Source organism: Paraburkholderia ginsengisoli NBRC 100965 (assembly GCF_000739735.1).
Classification (GTDB): Bacteria; Pseudomonadota; Gammaproteobacteria; order Burkholderiales; family Burkholderiaceae; genus Paraburkholderia; species Paraburkholderia ginsengisoli.
Genome location: NZ_BBJF01000012.1, coordinates 42,818 through 56,458 on the forward strand (window position 1 = coordinate 42,818; position 13,641 = coordinate 56,458).

Consider the following 13,641-nt stretch of genomic DNA (forward strand, 5'->3'; position numbering starts at 1 on the left):
CGATCCATCATGAACGCACCTCATCAGCCCGCTCACTCGTCCGTCCGCACGAAGAAACTGCCGCCGCTGCGCGTGGGCGTCGGCGGCCCGGTCGGCTCCGGCAAGACCACGCTGCTCGAAATGCTCTGCAAGGCGATGCGCGACCGGTACGACCTCGTCGCGATCACCAACGACATCTACACGAAAGAGGATCAGCGTCTGCTGACCGTGGCGGGCGCGTTGCCGGCCGAGCGGATCATGGGCGTCGAAACCGGCGGCTGCCCGCACACGGCGATCCGCGAAGACGCGTCGATCAATCTCGAAGCCGTCGACCGCATGCTGACGCGCTTTCCCGATGCGGACATCGTGTTCATCGAATCGGGCGGCGACAATCTCGCGGCGACGTTCAGCCCGGAACTGTCGGACCTGACGATCTACGTAATCGACGTGGCGGGTGGCGAGAAGATTCCGCGCAAGGGCGGGCCTGGCATTACGAAGTCGGATCTGCTGGTCATCAACAAGACGGACCTCGCGCCGATGGTCGGCGCGAATCTCGACGTAATGGCGTCGGACGCGAAGAAGATGCGCGGCGAGCGGCTCTTCGTGATGTGCAATCTGAAGGCGCTCGACGGGTTGGATCAGGTGGTGGGGTTTATCGAGCGGAAGGGGTTGTTGAAGGCTTGAGGCTTCACTCCCCCGGATGGCATTCCAGCAGAAATGCCATCATTTCCGAGCCATCCTTCGACAGATAGAAGCGCACCATTTTTTCGTTGAAGTCCGCCGCTCGCCGTGCGGGGACGCTGATCGCGTCGATACCGTTTGCCATCAGCACGCCGTTCATCATGAAACGCGAGGTGCGTTTGTTCCCGTCGAAGAAGAACTGCTGCAATGCGCCGAACAGGAAGAATGCGCAGCCGCGTTCGAATGCATTCGAAACCTGATCCGCAAGCGCGCGGGTGCCTTCGGCGAAAACCCGGTTGAGTTCCGGGGCTCCGGGCAAGGTAGGTAGTGGCGTGTAACGTCCTGCTTCACCCAATGCGACGTCAGGCGTATATCGGGTTTCCTCTCCTTCGCCTCGGAAGACTCCCCACTCGAGGGCCTCATTGCGCGCAACAAGACGATGCAAGTCGCAGAACGTGGTTTTATCAAGCGCAAATCGCCCGTCCTGAACGATCGCCAGCAAACGCTTCGAACTCTCCGCGAGGTTCAGGATCTGCTCCTGATCGGATATTTTCCTGCCGCCCACAGTCACGCCGTCGAGCAGCGTCTTCACCTCGGGAAACGTAAAGGGGTTACCTTCGAGCACACTCGCATCCCACACGAATTCCGGAAGCATTCGATGAAAGCGGAAGCACACTCGTTTAATTGAGTGAACCGGGATGTCTTGAGGAATCGCGGCGCGATCCCATTGAAAGCCGAGGTCGGTGAAAAGCGTCATTGCAGGCGGTGAAAAAGCGGTTCAAGTCACAGGGCCGCGGATACACAAGCCAATCTGCGCAGAATATATGATTTATCGACAAGCGAAGCGACGAACCGCGCTCCGTAGCTCACATCACCCGCCCGTCACTCCGGCAACAACGCCATCAACACATCCACCGTCCGCGCCGTCGCCCCGCGATGCCGCGCGGCAAATGCCGACGCCGCGCCGCCCATCGCCAAGCGCCGCGCCTTGTCGCCGAACAGCTCGCGCAGCGCACGCGCGAGATCGGCCGGGTCTTGCACCTGTACCGCCGCGCCCGCCGCGACCGCATCGGCGGTGGCCTGCGTGAAGTTGAACACATGCGGCCCGATCAGCACGGGCACACCGACAGCGCATGCTTCGATCAGATTCTGCCCGCCAAGCGGCAACAGACTCCCGCCGATAAACGCCAGATCCGCCGCCGCATAGTACGCGCCCAATTCGCCCATCGAATCGCCGAGCAGCACCGTCACGCCGGCAGGCAACGCCGGCACCGCGCCGCTCGCGGCCGCCGACGCCACCTTCGCATCCGGCGCCCACGTCGAACGTCGTTCGAGCCGCAGCCCCGCTTTCTCGACCAGCGCCGCCACTTCGTTGAAGCGTTGCGGATGACGCGGCACCAGAATCAGCAGCGCATCGTCGATGTTCAGCGCCGCGAACGCCTGCAGTACCAGCGCCTCTTCGCCCTCGCGGGTGCTCGCCGCGACCCACACCGGCCGCGTGCCGATCGCCGCGCGCCACGCATGTCCGCGCGCCGCCAGTTCCGGCGGCGTGGTCATGTCGAACTTCAGATTGCCGAGCACCGCGACGTTGCGCGCGCCGAGCGCGGTGAGCCGCTCGGCATCCGCCGGACTTTGCGCGAGCACGCGCGCAAAGCCGCCGAACACGTCCTTCGTCGCGCCGCCAAATTTCGCCGCGCGCTTGTACGAACGCGCCGACATCCGTGCGTTGGTGAGCACGAGCGGCACGTCCGCGCGCCGGCATTCGTCGATCAGCGTCGGCCACACTTCGGTTTCCATCACCAGACCGAGCGATGGACGCCACGCGCGCAAAAAGCGTCGCACCGCATGCGGCATGTCGTACGGCAGATAGCTGCGCAACACGCGATCGCCGAAAATCTCGATGCCGGTGGCGCGGCCGCTCGGCGTCATATGAGTCAACAGAATGCGCGCGTCGGGGCGCGCCTTCATCAGCGCGTCGATCAGCGGTTGCGCAGCGCGCGTTTCGCCGACCGACACCGCATGCACCCAGATCAATGGCCCGTTGTCCTCGGGCAAGCGCCGGCGCGAATAACCGAAGCGCTCGCCGATGTGCTCGCGATAACCGCGTTCCTTGCGCGAACGGATCAGCAGACGCAGCACGGCAAGCGGCGCGATGATCCACCAGAGCGCGTTATAAATCGCCCTCAGCATCGGCGCTCCGCATGCTGTACGTGTTCAACGCGTCCCGCACCTTCGACGCGCTTCACGCGCGCGAACGCACGGCCGCCTACGCGTCGGCACATCACGTCAGGAACCGTGGCGCTCAAACCAGCGCCCTGCCCTTCAGGCGCTCGAGAATGCCGAGCGGCGCGCATTCGGGCTGCGCCATCGCCTTGACCGGCAGGAAGAAAGTCTGCTCCATCATGTACTGGCCGGACATCACCGCGTGCGAGGTCTGGTCGGAGAAACACACCCACACGCAGCCCGGCGGAAACGGCATGGTCTCCTGCGGGCTCGACTTCTGATAGTCGAGATCGGCCTTCATGCCGTCGTGCAGATGCAGCATCAGATGGTCGTACTCGCTGCGCGGCGACTTGGTCACGTGCAAAAGATTCAGCAGCCAGGCCGAGCCCGGCATCTGCGGTTTGATACGCGGCAGAAAGCGTTTGGCCATGTCCTCGAACGGTTCGCCGACGCGCCACACGCGCGGCGCGCCATGCGGGTTGACGTTGGTGAACACGCGCAGAATGCGCTCGCCGTAATTAGGCCGCGACGGAAACGCGTCGACATGCAGACGGCTGTCGTCTTTACGCCATGAGGTTTCGCGTGTCTCCACCTGGTGCAGCCGCAAGCTGGTCGGCGCGACGCGCAACCGGCCGTTGTATTCGGGAAAGAGCCCATCGACCAGCGTGCGCGCATTCGCCTGATAACGCGCGACCAGCGCGCGCACCGCCGATTGCGTGACGGCGTCGCCGGCCACGCCGTGCAACGCGCCGCCATTCGGTTCGAGGCTGATGTTCTTGCGGCTCGGGTCGGCCAGCTTCGGATCGAGCAGCGCCTGCTCGCCGCCTTCGATCGCGAAGCGCAGGTTCGGGAAGTACAGCACCTTGCCGCGCTCGACGCCGGCGAGCAGCGTCTCGCGCGGCACGGACAGATTGCGTGCGTGCCAGTCGGCGTTCGCTACTTCGATGATCTGGGTTTCGTTCATGGTCGCCCTTGAGAACGGAGAGTGCGCAAGGCGAAGCGCACCGACGGGTTACAGCAGGCCAAAAGCGGCCAGTGCCGACTTGACCTGTTGCAGCGTGGGCGGCTGTCCGGCCGAGCCGAGATTGACGACGTTCGGCGACCAGTAGCCGCCGGTGCGCCACGCGGTCGAGAAATTGTACAACTCGACCGTGGGCCGCTTCAGCGCCGCCGCGATGTGCACTAGACCTGTGTCAACGCCGACCGTCGCGGCCGCGCCTTCGATCAAACCGACCACCGCGGGCAACGACAGCTTCGGCGGCACGATCGCGGCGGCGCCGAATTCCTTTGCGAGACGCTCGCTGGTCGCGCGTTCGGCGTCGCTGCCCCACGGCAGCACGATCGACGCGCCGCGCCGCACCAGCGACTGCCCGAGTTCGATCCACGCGGTATCGGGCCATTGCTTGTCGGCGCGCGAGGTCGCGTGCACGAACACCACGTAGGGCACGGGCAGATTCAGATTCGCTTCCGACAACGCGAGCGCCGCGCGCCCGGTGTCGAGGCCGAAGTCGATGTCGTCGGTGGGTTGCGGCGGCGGATCGCCCAGCGCCGCGGCGACCAGTTGCCGCGTGCGTTCGACCACATGAGTGCGCGGCTCGATCGGCACGCGCTTGTCGTAGAAGAAACGCACCGGCCATTCGAAGCCCGCGCCGTCGGTCCGGTTGCCGAGGCCGACCAGCGGCCCGCGCGCCATGCTCGCGACCCACGCGGTCTTGATGAGCCCCTGGCAGTCGATCACGAGATCGTAGTGCTCGGCGGCGAGCGCGCGCCGGAACGCGCCGATCTCGCGCCAGTTCTCTGCCGACAGGATGCGCTTGCGCCAGCGCCGCAGCGACACGGGGATCGCCCGCCGCACGCCGCTCACCAGTTGCACGAGCCCGACGAAGCTTTCTTCGACGAGCCAGTCGATCTGGGCATCGGGATGGCGGCGTCGGATGTCGGCGATCACCGGCATGTTGTGAACGACGTCGCCCAAGGACGACACCCTCACGATGAGTATCTTTTGCACGCTCAAGAGTGGGAAAACCGGCTATGCGGCCCGAAGATGCGTTAAGGAAACCCCACGAAGGTACGAACACGCCGGGATAGCCCGGCGTGTTCTCATGAGGAGCGCAATTTTAGCGCGTCGCATGTAAAACACATGAAAAAACGCGGCGCGGTAAGTGCAACCCGCGCCGCGTTCAGCCACGGCGGCGATTCGAACCAGGCGAACCCGGCCCGAACCGCCGCGCCGCCTCAGCCTTCAGAACGGCAGTTTCGCATCGGCCTTCTCCGCGAGGATCACGCGGCGGAAGTCTTCCTGGATGCGCTTGAGCGCCGCGTCGTTATCGGCTTCGAAACGCATCACCACGACCGGCGTGGTGTTCGACGAACGCGCGAGACCGAAGCCGTCCGGGTATTCGACGCGCAGGCCGTCGATCTTCACGACGTCGTCCGCGCCAGTGAACTTCGCGTTCTGCTGCAAGCGCGCGATCAGTTCGAAATTCTCGCCTTCTTCGAGCTTCAGTTGCAGCTCCGGCGTGGAGTTCGAGTTCGGGAGCGAGTTCAGCAATGCGCTCGGGTCTTGAACGCGCGTGAGAATTTCGAGCAGACGCGCGCCCGTGTACAGGCCGTCGTCGAAACCGTACCAGCGGTCCTTGAAGAACACGTGGCCGCTCATTTCGCCCGCGAGCGGCGCGCCGGTTTCGCGCAGCTTCGCCTTCACGAGCGAGTGGCCGGTCTTCCACATCAGCGGTTCGCCGCCCTTGTCCTTCACCCACTTCGCCAGATTGCGCGTGCACTTCACGTCGTAAATGATCTGCGCGCCCTTGTTGCGCGACAGCACTTCTTCGGCGAACAGCATCAACTGACGGTCCGGATAGATGATCTGGCCATCTTTCGTGACGACGCCGAGGCGGTCGCCGTCGCCGTCGAACGCGAAGCCGATTTCCGCATCCGTTTCCTTCAGCGCGCGAATCACGTCCTGGAGGTTTTCCGGGTGCGCCGGGTCCGGGTGATGGTTCGGGAAGTTGCCGTCGATCTCGGTGAACAGTTCGACCAGTTCGCAGCCGAGCTTTTTGAACAGCTTCGGCGCGAGGCCGCCGGCCACACCGTTGCCGGTGTCGACGACGATCTTCATCGGACGCGCGAGCTTGATGTCGCTCGCGATGCGTTCGAGGTACGCGTCGGCGATGTCGTACTCGGTGTAGGTGCCGCTGCCGTCGCTGAAGTTTTCGTCGACGATGCGTTGATGCAGCGCGAGAATCTGTTCGCCGTAAATGGCCGCGCCGCGCAGGACCATCTTGAAGCCGTTGTAGTCAGGCGGATTGTGGCTACCCGTGACGACGATGCACGAGTCGACGCGGCGCTCGCCGCCTTCGAGTTGCAACGGCACGCTGGCCGCGAAGTAGCCGACGGGCGTCGGCACCATGCCGACGTTGACCACGTCGACGCCCGCCGCACGCAAACCGTCCGACAGCGCCTGGATCAACTCGGGACCCGACAGGCGCCCGTCGCGCGCGACCACGACCGCGTCGCCGCCCTGCGCACGCACTTCGCTGCCGAACGCGCGGCCGATGGCGCGCGCGGCATCGGCGTCGAGCGTCTTGCCGATCACGCCGCGAATGTCATACGCCTTGAAAATGGATTTGGAGATCATGTTGGCTCACTTACGTGCAATGGAAAATTTTGACCGGCGCACCGCTGACCATCGGTAAAACTGGCGATGAAACGAGTGATGAAAAGTAGCGATAAAACGCTGCGGTGCGCCCTTGCCGGAAGCGATCCGGTTCCAACTTATAATTGCGTTTTTCTGACCCGCCTGAATTACGCCATTCTAATGCTTAGACGCCCTCCGTTTGTAAAGTTGCCGCGACTGTCGGCCGGGTGGGCGAACGCGCACATTGACGCTGTGCAATCCGCATACGCGCACCGGCAAGCGGCCACCGGATGCTGACGCTCAAACGCTTCGCCAATCCCGACGTCACCCGCGCGTTCACGAATATCGTCTGGCTCGGACTCGAACGACTCACGCAGATCGGCGTGGCCATCGCGATCAGCGGCATGCTGGCGCGTTACTTCGGGCCCGACGTGTTCGGCAAGTGGCAATACGCGAACACATTGCTGCTGGTGCTCTCGCCGATCACCTGGGTGTGCGGCGCGGAAATCCTCGTGCCCACCATCGTCAACCGCCCTCCCGCCCAACTCGGCACGGTGCTCGGCAGCGCGTTCGCGTTGCGCATCACCGTGTCGATCGTGGCGCTGCTGCTCACCTGGCTCGGCATCGCGCTGCATCTGTTCGAACCGCTCGTCGGCGCAATGCTCGCCGGCCTTGCGGTGACGATGCTGTTTCGCGAGCCGTTCGTCGGCGTAATCAACGCGTGGCTGCAAAGCATGACCTACAGCAAGCCACAGTTGCTCACCAGCATGAGCACGGCCGTGCTCAAAGCCGGCTGCGTCTACCTGCTGGTTCGCGCCGCCGCCGCGCCCGCACGCTTCGGCTGGCTGTGGGCGCTCGAATCCGCGGCGATCGGCGCAGTGCTGCTGATCTACTTCATGCGCCGCCACGGCGGCCAGCTCGGCTGGCGTTTCGACCGCTCGCTGTTCCGGCATTTCGCGAGCGCCGGCACGGTGTTCTGGCTCGGCCTGATCGGTATGTACCTGTTCCTGAAACTCGACCGCCTGATGCTCGAACGCGCGATCTCCTTCGCTGATCTCGGACGCTACTCCGCCGCGCAGCAGTTGAACGAAAACTGGATCACGCTCGCGCTGATGCTCGCGCAGACCATCGCGCCGGCTTTCATCTACCGCGTGCAGGACGCCGCGCAACTGCGCCGCAACGTGTGGCGCCTCACCGCGCTGACCGCCGCGTTGATGGTGAGCGGCGCATTCGTGCTCGACCTGCTCGCCGGCTTCATCATTCGCCGCGTGTTCGGGCCGGACTTCGAAGGCGCCATCGACATCTTCCGCTGGGCCGTGTGGTTGTCCGTACCCGCCGGCATCGAAGCGATCGGCAATCTTATCGTGTTGAAGTACCAAGCCAAGTTCGTGCTGCTGTCCAAATGGCTGCTCGCGCTGGCCGTCGCGTTCGCCGTGAATCTGCTGGCGATCCCGCGGCTCGGCGCTTACGGCGCGCTGGTCGGCCTCGCGGCGGGTTATCTGGCGGCCGCGTCGGTCAATCTTTATTACATCCGTTTCAAATTGCGCCCATGACGAACCCATCCGCCAACGCGCAGATTGCTCTGGACGATGTCGCGGTGCTGATGCCCGCGTACAACGGCCAGGCCGACGTGAATCTAACGCTTGCGTCGTTCGATGAAAGTGCGCTGGTTCACGTATTGATCATCGACGACGGCAGCACGCCGCCAATCGTCGCGCCGGCGCTGCCCAACCTGCGTATCGAAGTGCTGCGCATGCCGGAGAACGGTGGCATCGAACGTGCGTTGCAAACCGGTATCGACGCGCTCGCACAGCGCGGCTTCCGCTATGCCGCGCGAATCGACGCGGGCGACCGCAGCGTGCCGCAACGGCTCGCGAAGCAGCGCGCGTTCATGGAATCGCATCCGCACGTGGCCGGCCTCGGCATGTGGACCCAGGTCGTCACGCGCGCGGGCGAACCCCTCTTCATGCTGATGCCGCCCGCCGCGCCGGACGTGATCCGCCGTCAACGTTTCCTGCGCTCGTGCCTCGCGCATCCGTCGATGATGCTGCGCGTCGACGCCGTGCGCGCGGTCGGCAACTACCGCGCCGACTATCGTTCCGCCGAAGACCTCGATCTGTTCGTACGTCTGATGGAACGCTACGACTGCGCGAACCTGCCGGAACTCGGGCTCTACTACGAGCTGAACGAAGGCGGTATCAGCGCGACCAAACGGCGCCGTCAGATCACGTCGACAATGCGTTTGCAGTTGCGCTACTTCAACGTCGCCAATCCGTGCGACTGGCTCGGCCTCGCGAAAAATTTTCTGCATCTGGTCACGCCGTATCGCGCGCTGCAACGGGTCAAACGCGTGCTGCTCGCGCCGCGCGCGAACCACTGAAGCATCCGCCGCCCCACACCGCCCCATTCACCGCCGAGCCCGTTCCGCATGAAGCCTGTCCTGAAGTCGACGCCCGCGCTGCGCATCACACTCGTCTGCAACACCGCCTGGGCCATCCATACCTATCGGCAAGGGCTGATCCGCATGCTGGTCGGACGCGGCGTCGACGTGACGGTGCTCGCGCCGCGCGACCGCACGTTCGAACTGCTCACCGCGATGGGCTGTCGCTGCATCGAACTGCCGGTCGCGTCCAAAGGCACCAATCCGCGCGACGATCTGCGCACGCTGCTCGCGCTCTACCGGCAATACCGAATCATTCGTCCGCACGTGGTGTTCCACTACACAATCAAGCCGAACATTTACGGCTCGATCGCCGCGAAGCTCGCGGGCGTGCAGTCGGTCGCGGTGACGACCGGGCTCGGCTACGTGTTCATCCAGCAGAGCCGCGCCGCGCAGGTGGCGAAAAAACTGTATCGTTTTGCGTTCCGCTTCCCGCGCGAAATCTGGTTTCTGAATCGCGACGACCAGGCCGCGTTTGTCGAGCAGAATTTGTTGGTGCATCCTGAGCGGGCGCGGCTACTGCACGGCGAAGGTGTCGATCTGGAACAGTTCGCAGTCGCACCGTTGCCCGAGCGGCAAACCTTTAAATTCGTGCTGATCGGGCGGCTCCTGTGGGACAAAGGGGTCGGCGAATACGTGGAGGCCGCGCGGCGTTTGCGTGAACGTTATCCGCACGCGCGGTTCCAGCTGCTCGGTCCGGTCGGCGTCGACAATCCGAGCGCGCTCACGCGCGACGAAGTGGCGGCGTGGGAAAAGGAAGGCGTGATCGAGTATCTCGGCGAGGCGCACGACGTGCGGCCCTTCATCGCCGACGCGGATTGCGTCGTGTTGCCGTCGTATCGCGAAGGCGTGCCGCGCACGCTGATGGAAGCGTCGGCGATGGGCCGGCCGATCGTCACGACCGACGTGCCGGGTTGCCGCGAGGTCGTGGCCGACGGGGTCAACGGCTTGCTGTGCGAAGTGCGCAACGCGGAAAGCCTCGCCGCGCAACTCGCGCGCATGCTCGACATGAGCAACGCCGAACGCCGCGCGATGGCCGAGCGCGGCCGGCAGAAAGTCGCACAAGAATTCGACGAACGCGTTGTCGTCGAAACGTATAAAGACCTGGTGCAGAAAATGACGGGTGTTTTACTTTAATGGAGCAAACAGCATGACCACGAAGGGCACGATTCTGGTAACGGGCGGCGCCGGCTTCATCGGTTCGCACACATGTGTCGAACTGCTCAACGGCGGCTACGACGTCGTGGTGATCGACAATCTCGTGAACAGCAACCGCGAATCGCTGCGGCGCGTGGAAAAAATCACCGGCCGCGCCGTGACCTTCTACGACAACGACGCCCGCGACGTCGACGCGCTCAACCGTATTTTCGACGCGCACCCGATCACGGGCGCGATTCACTTCGCCGCGCTGAAGGCGGTCGGCGAATCGGTCGCGAAGCCGATCGAGTACTACAGCAACAACGTCGGCAGCCTGCTGACGCTGCTCGGCGTGATGCGCGATCGCAACGTCAGGCAGTTCGTGTTCAGTTCGTCGGCCACCGTGTACGGCGTGCCGAAAAGCTCACCGATCGACGAGTCGTTCCCGCTGTCGGCGACCAATCCGTACGGCCAGTCGAAGCTGATCGCCGAGCAGGTGCTGCGCGATCTGGAACTGTCCGATCCGTCGTGGCGCATCGCCACGCTGCGTTACTTCAACCCGGTCGGCGCGCACGAGAGCGGGCTGATCGGCGAAGACCCAGCCGGCATTCCGAACAACCTGATGCCGTACGTCGCGCAGGTGGCGGTCGGCAAGCTCGACAAGCTGCGCGTGTTCGGCGGCGATTATGAAACGCCCGACGGCACCGGCGTGCGTGATTACATCCACGTGGTCGATCTGGCGCGCGGGCATCTGCTCGCGCTCGACGCGCTGGTCAAGCGCGATGCGAGCTTCGTCGTGAACCTCGGCACGGGCCAGGGCTATAGCGTGCTGGACGTGGTGCACGCGTTCGAGAAGGCGTCGGGCAAGCCGGTGCCGTACGAGATCGTCGCGCGCCGTCCGGGCGACGTCGCGTCGTGCTTCGCCGATCCGGCCGCGGCTGAGAACATCATCGGCTGGCGCGCGCAGTTCGGCATCGAACGGATGTGTGCGGATCACTGGCGCTGGCAGTCGAGCAATCCGCGTGGGTTTGCTTGAGGCGCGCGGCAACAAGGTAGGTGAAAATCGACGGCGGAACTGGCGGGTTGCGATACACGAACTCCGCCGCCGTCGATATCCCCATTGCGGGATTGCACCAAGCGGGTAAGTCCGAATATTACTAATACTTTACGATTTCTATACTGCCTCACCGGTGGACGGTCAGGCTTCCTAAGAACGTCCGATCGGCGCGCATGGGAGCCGCATCGGGGCTTCGTGCAAGATAAGACATGCTACGGAGACAGTCATGGGAATTCGCTTGAAGAGCGTCGTGAGCGCGCTCGCGTTTTGCGCCCTCGCTAATGTCAGCTACGCAGCCGACCCGATCAAGATCGGCGTCGACGGACCTTTCACCGGCGGCTCGTCTTCGATGGGCGTGAGCATGCGCGACGGCGTACGTCTCGCCACCGCCGAAATCAACAAGAGCGGCGGCGTGCTCGGCCGGCAGATCGTGCTGGTCGAACGCGACGACGAAGCGAAAAACGAACGCGGCGTCCAGATCGCGCAAGAGCTGATCAACAAGGAGAAAGTCGTCGCGGTGGTCGGCTACATCAACACCGGCGTCGCGCTCGCGTCGCAACGCTTCTTCCAGGAAGCGAAGATCCCGGTCTTCAACAACGTCGCGACCGGCAGCGTCGTCACCAAACAGTTCACCGATCAGCCCGACAACTACGTGTTCCGCAACGCCGCCGCGGACCGCATTCAGGCGCCGATGATCGTCGACGAAGCCGTCACGAAACGCGGTTTCAAGAAAGTCGCGATTCTCGCCGACTCGACCAACTACGGCCAGCTCGGCCGAGAAGACCTCGAAAAAGCGCTCGCCGCGAAAGGCGTGAAGCCGGTCGCCGTCGAGAAATTTAACATCAAGGACGTCGACATGACCGCGCAGTTGCTCAAGGCCAAGGAGGCCGGCGCTGAAGCGGTGCTGACGTACGGCATCGGCCCTGAGCTCGCGCAGATCGCCAACGGCATGGCCAAGCTCGGCTGGAAAGTGCCGCTGATCGGCAGCTGGACGCTCTCGATGGCGAACTACATCGACAACGCGAGCACCAACGGCGAAGGCGCGCGCATGCCCCAGACCTTCATTCAGGAAGCGAATACGCCCAAACGCAAGGCGTTCATCGACGCGTACCTGAAGGAATTCAAGCCGAAGAACAATCGCATCGATTCGCCGGTGTCGGCCGCGCAAGGTTACGACTCGATCTACCTGCTGGCCGCCGCGATCACCCAGGCCGGCTCGACCGACGGCCCGAAGGTGCGCGCCGCGCTCGAAAGCCTCAACACCAAGGTGGAAGGCGTCGTGATGGTCTACGACAAGCCGTTCACGCACGACGACCACGAAGCGATCAGTCCGAACGTGCCGGTGGTCGGCGAGGTCAAGGGCGGCCGCGTGGTCTATGCGTACGAAGCCGATCGCAAGGGCGGCGGTCAGTTGCGCACCAAGCAGGCGTCGTCGAACTAGGCGGGCCCGACGCAAACCCGACGTGAACCCCGGCGCGCAACCCGCGCCGGTCTCACGGCAAACCCGCGCGCACGACGCGCGGCAGCATGCTCCGGGAGCCGCGCCCGCCTGATAGCGAGCGCGGCTTTTGCCTCATCAGCGGTGAACACGAAGGCGCACGACGATGGCCATTCTTCTGCAGCTCATCTATAGCGGCATTGCACTCGGCATGATCTACGCCGTGATCGCATTCGGCTACCAACTCACGTTCGCGACATCCGGCACGCTGAACTTCGGCCAGGGCGACGCGCTGATGCTCGGAGCGCTGGTCGGCCTCACGCTCGTCTCACTCGGCGTCAACTACTGGCTGATGATTCCGCTCGTCTGCCTGTTCGGTCTGTTGCAAGGCGCGTTCGTCGAACGCATCGGCGTGCGGCCCGCGATCAAGATCAAATCCGAATTCGGCTGGATCATGTCGACCATCGCGCTCGGCATCATCTTCAAGAACGTCGCGGAGAACGTCTGGGGGCGCGACGATCTGCGCTTCCCGTCGCCGCTGCCCGAAGCGCCGCTCAAGGTGTTCGGCGCGAACGTGCTGCCGATGGAACTGCTGGTGGTCGGCGGCGCGCTCGTGATGATGCTGGCCGTCGAGTTCTTCAACCGCAAGACGATCTTCGGCAAGGCGGTGGTGGCCACCGCGAACGACCGCGACGCCGCCGCGCTGATGGGCATCAACACCGGCCTCGTGATCACGTTTTCCTACGCGCTGTCGTCGCTGACCGCCGCGTTCGCGGGCGTGCTGATCGCCCCGCTCACGCTGACCGGCGCAACGATGGGCGCGGTGCTCGGGCTCAAGGCGTTCGCGGTGGCGATCATCGGCGGGCTGTCGAGCGGATTGGGCATCGTGGTCGGCGGCGTGATTCTCGGGATCGCGGAGACCACCACGGGCTTCTACATCTCCACCGGCTACAAGGACGTGCCAGGGCTCGTGCTGCTGCTGATCGTGCTCGCGCTGAAACCCGCCGGCCTGTTCGGCAAGACCTCGATCAAGAAAGTGTGAGGCCCGC

Annotated in this window: 12 protein-coding genes; 7 read left to right on the forward strand and 5 right to left on the reverse strand. The window is 64.2% G+C overall.

Going from position 1 to position 13,641, the window contains the following annotated elements; all coding sequences use genetic code 11:
• Positions 1–9 precede the first annotated feature (9 nt).
• Positions 10–663 carry an urease accessory protein UreG gene (gene ureG, locus BGI01S_RS20285; protein WP_042327798.1) on the forward strand — a complete coding sequence of 218 codons (654 nt, stop codon included), beginning with the start codon at positions 10–12 and terminating at the stop codon, positions 661–663.
• Between the two features lie 4 nt (positions 664–667).
• Here ureG and BGI01S_RS20290 read toward each other — a convergent pair whose 3' ends face one another.
• The 5 genes from BGI01S_RS20290 to BGI01S_RS20310 form a co-directional block, all read right to left on the reverse strand.
• Positions 668–1,417, reverse strand: coding sequence for a Fic family protein (locus tag BGI01S_RS20290; RefSeq protein WP_042327799.1), 750 nt, complete (start codon positions 1,415–1,417; stop codon positions 668–670).
• Positions 1,418–1,542: 125 nt separating this feature from the next.
• Positions 1,543–2,850 carry a lipid IV(A) 3-deoxy-D-manno-octulosonic acid transferase gene (gene waaA, locus BGI01S_RS20295; RefSeq protein WP_042327801.1) on the reverse strand — a complete coding sequence of 436 codons (1,308 nt, stop codon included), beginning with the start codon at positions 2,848–2,850 and terminating at the stop codon, positions 1,543–1,545.
• Positions 2,851–2,962: 112 nt separating this feature from the next.
• Complete coding sequence (locus BGI01S_RS20300) at positions 2,963–3,847, reverse strand: Kdo hydroxylase family protein (protein ID WP_042327802.1); 885 nt, start codon at positions 3,845–3,847, stop codon at positions 2,963–2,965.
• 48 nt (positions 3,848–3,895) lie between these two features.
• On the reverse strand, positions 3,896–4,897 hold the full coding sequence (gene waaC, locus BGI01S_RS20305) for a lipopolysaccharide heptosyltransferase I (RefSeq protein ID WP_042327803.1): 1,002 nt from the start codon (positions 4,895–4,897) through the stop codon (positions 3,896–3,898).
• A gap of 228 nt (positions 4,898–5,125) precedes the next feature.
• Entirely contained in the window at positions 5,126–6,520 is a 1,395-nt protein-coding gene (locus tag BGI01S_RS20310; RefSeq protein ID WP_042327804.1) for a phosphomannomutase/phosphoglucomutase, read from the reverse strand.
• Between the two features lie 290 nt (positions 6,521–6,810).
• Between BGI01S_RS20310 and BGI01S_RS20315 the strand changes: the two genes are divergently transcribed.
• The 6 genes from BGI01S_RS20315 to BGI01S_RS20340 all read left to right on the forward strand — a co-directional run bounded on the left by BGI01S_RS20315 (position 6,811) and on the right by BGI01S_RS20340 (position 13,634).
• Positions 6,811–8,073, forward strand: coding sequence for an oligosaccharide flippase family protein (locus BGI01S_RS20315; RefSeq protein ID WP_042327805.1), 1,263 nt, complete (start codon positions 6,811–6,813; stop codon positions 8,071–8,073).
• A complete protein-coding gene (locus tag BGI01S_RS20320) occupies positions 8,070–8,900 on the forward strand; it encodes a glycosyltransferase (RefSeq protein WP_042327806.1) in 831 nt (276 codons plus the stop codon). The genes BGI01S_RS20315 and BGI01S_RS20320 overlap by 4 nt, the downstream gene beginning before the upstream one ends.
• Positions 8,901–8,948: 48 nt before the next feature.
• A complete protein-coding gene (locus tag BGI01S_RS20325) occupies positions 8,949–10,097 on the forward strand; it encodes a glycosyltransferase family 4 protein (protein ID WP_042327807.1) in 1,149 nt (382 codons plus the stop codon).
• A 13-nt stretch (positions 10,098–10,110) separates the two neighbouring features.
• Positions 10,111–11,133 (forward strand): UDP-glucose 4-epimerase GalE, encoded by a 1,023-nt coding sequence (gene galE / locus BGI01S_RS20330; protein ID WP_042327808.1) that lies wholly within the window; start codon positions 10,111–10,113, stop codon positions 11,131–11,133.
• Between the two features lie 247 nt (positions 11,134–11,380).
• Entirely contained in the window at positions 11,381–12,595 is a 1,215-nt protein-coding gene (locus BGI01S_RS20335; RefSeq protein WP_042327809.1) for an ABC transporter substrate-binding protein, read from the forward strand.
• Positions 12,596–12,758: 163 nt separating this feature from the next.
• A complete protein-coding gene (locus tag BGI01S_RS20340; protein ID WP_042327810.1) occupies positions 12,759–13,634 on the forward strand; it encodes a branched-chain amino acid ABC transporter permease in 876 nt (291 codons plus the stop codon).
• The last annotated feature ends 7 nt before the right edge of the window (positions 13,635–13,641 follow it).

Coding starts and splice junctions, on each gene's coding strand:
- galE (WP_042327808.1), top strand. CDS start 10,111: ATGACCACGAAGGGCACGATTCTGGTAACGGGCGGCGCCGGCTTCATC.
- BGI01S_RS20315 (WP_042327805.1), top strand. CDS start 6,811: ATGCTGACGCTCAAACGCTTCGCCAATCCCGACGTCACCCGCGCGTTC.
- BGI01S_RS20310 (WP_042327804.1), bottom strand. CDS start 6,520: ATGATCTCCAAATCCATTTTCAAGGCGTATGACATTCGCGGCGTGATC.
- BGI01S_RS20340 (WP_042327810.1), top strand. CDS start 12,759: ATGGCCATTCTTCTGCAGCTCATCTATAGCGGCATTGCACTCGGCATG.
- BGI01S_RS20300 (WP_042327802.1), bottom strand. CDS start 3,847: ATGAACGAAACCCAGATCATCGAAGTAGCGAACGCCGACTGGCACGCA.
- BGI01S_RS20335 (WP_042327809.1), top strand. CDS start 11,381: ATGGGAATTCGCTTGAAGAGCGTCGTGAGCGCGCTCGCGTTTTGCGCC.
- waaA (WP_042327801.1), bottom strand. CDS start 2,850: ATGCTGAGGGCGATTTATAACGCGCTCTGGTGGATCATCGCGCCGCTT.
- BGI01S_RS20325 (WP_042327807.1), top strand. CDS start 8,949: ATGAAGCCTGTCCTGAAGTCGACGCCCGCGCTGCGCATCACACTCGTC.
- BGI01S_RS20290 (WP_042327799.1), bottom strand. CDS start 1,417: ATGACGCTTTTCACCGACCTCGGCTTTCAATGGGATCGCGCCGCGATT.
- BGI01S_RS20320 (WP_042327806.1), top strand. CDS start 8,070: ATGACGAACCCATCCGCCAACGCGCAGATTGCTCTGGACGATGTCGCG.
- ureG (WP_042327798.1), top strand. CDS start 10: ATGAACGCACCTCATCAGCCCGCTCACTCGTCCGTCCGCACGAAGAAA.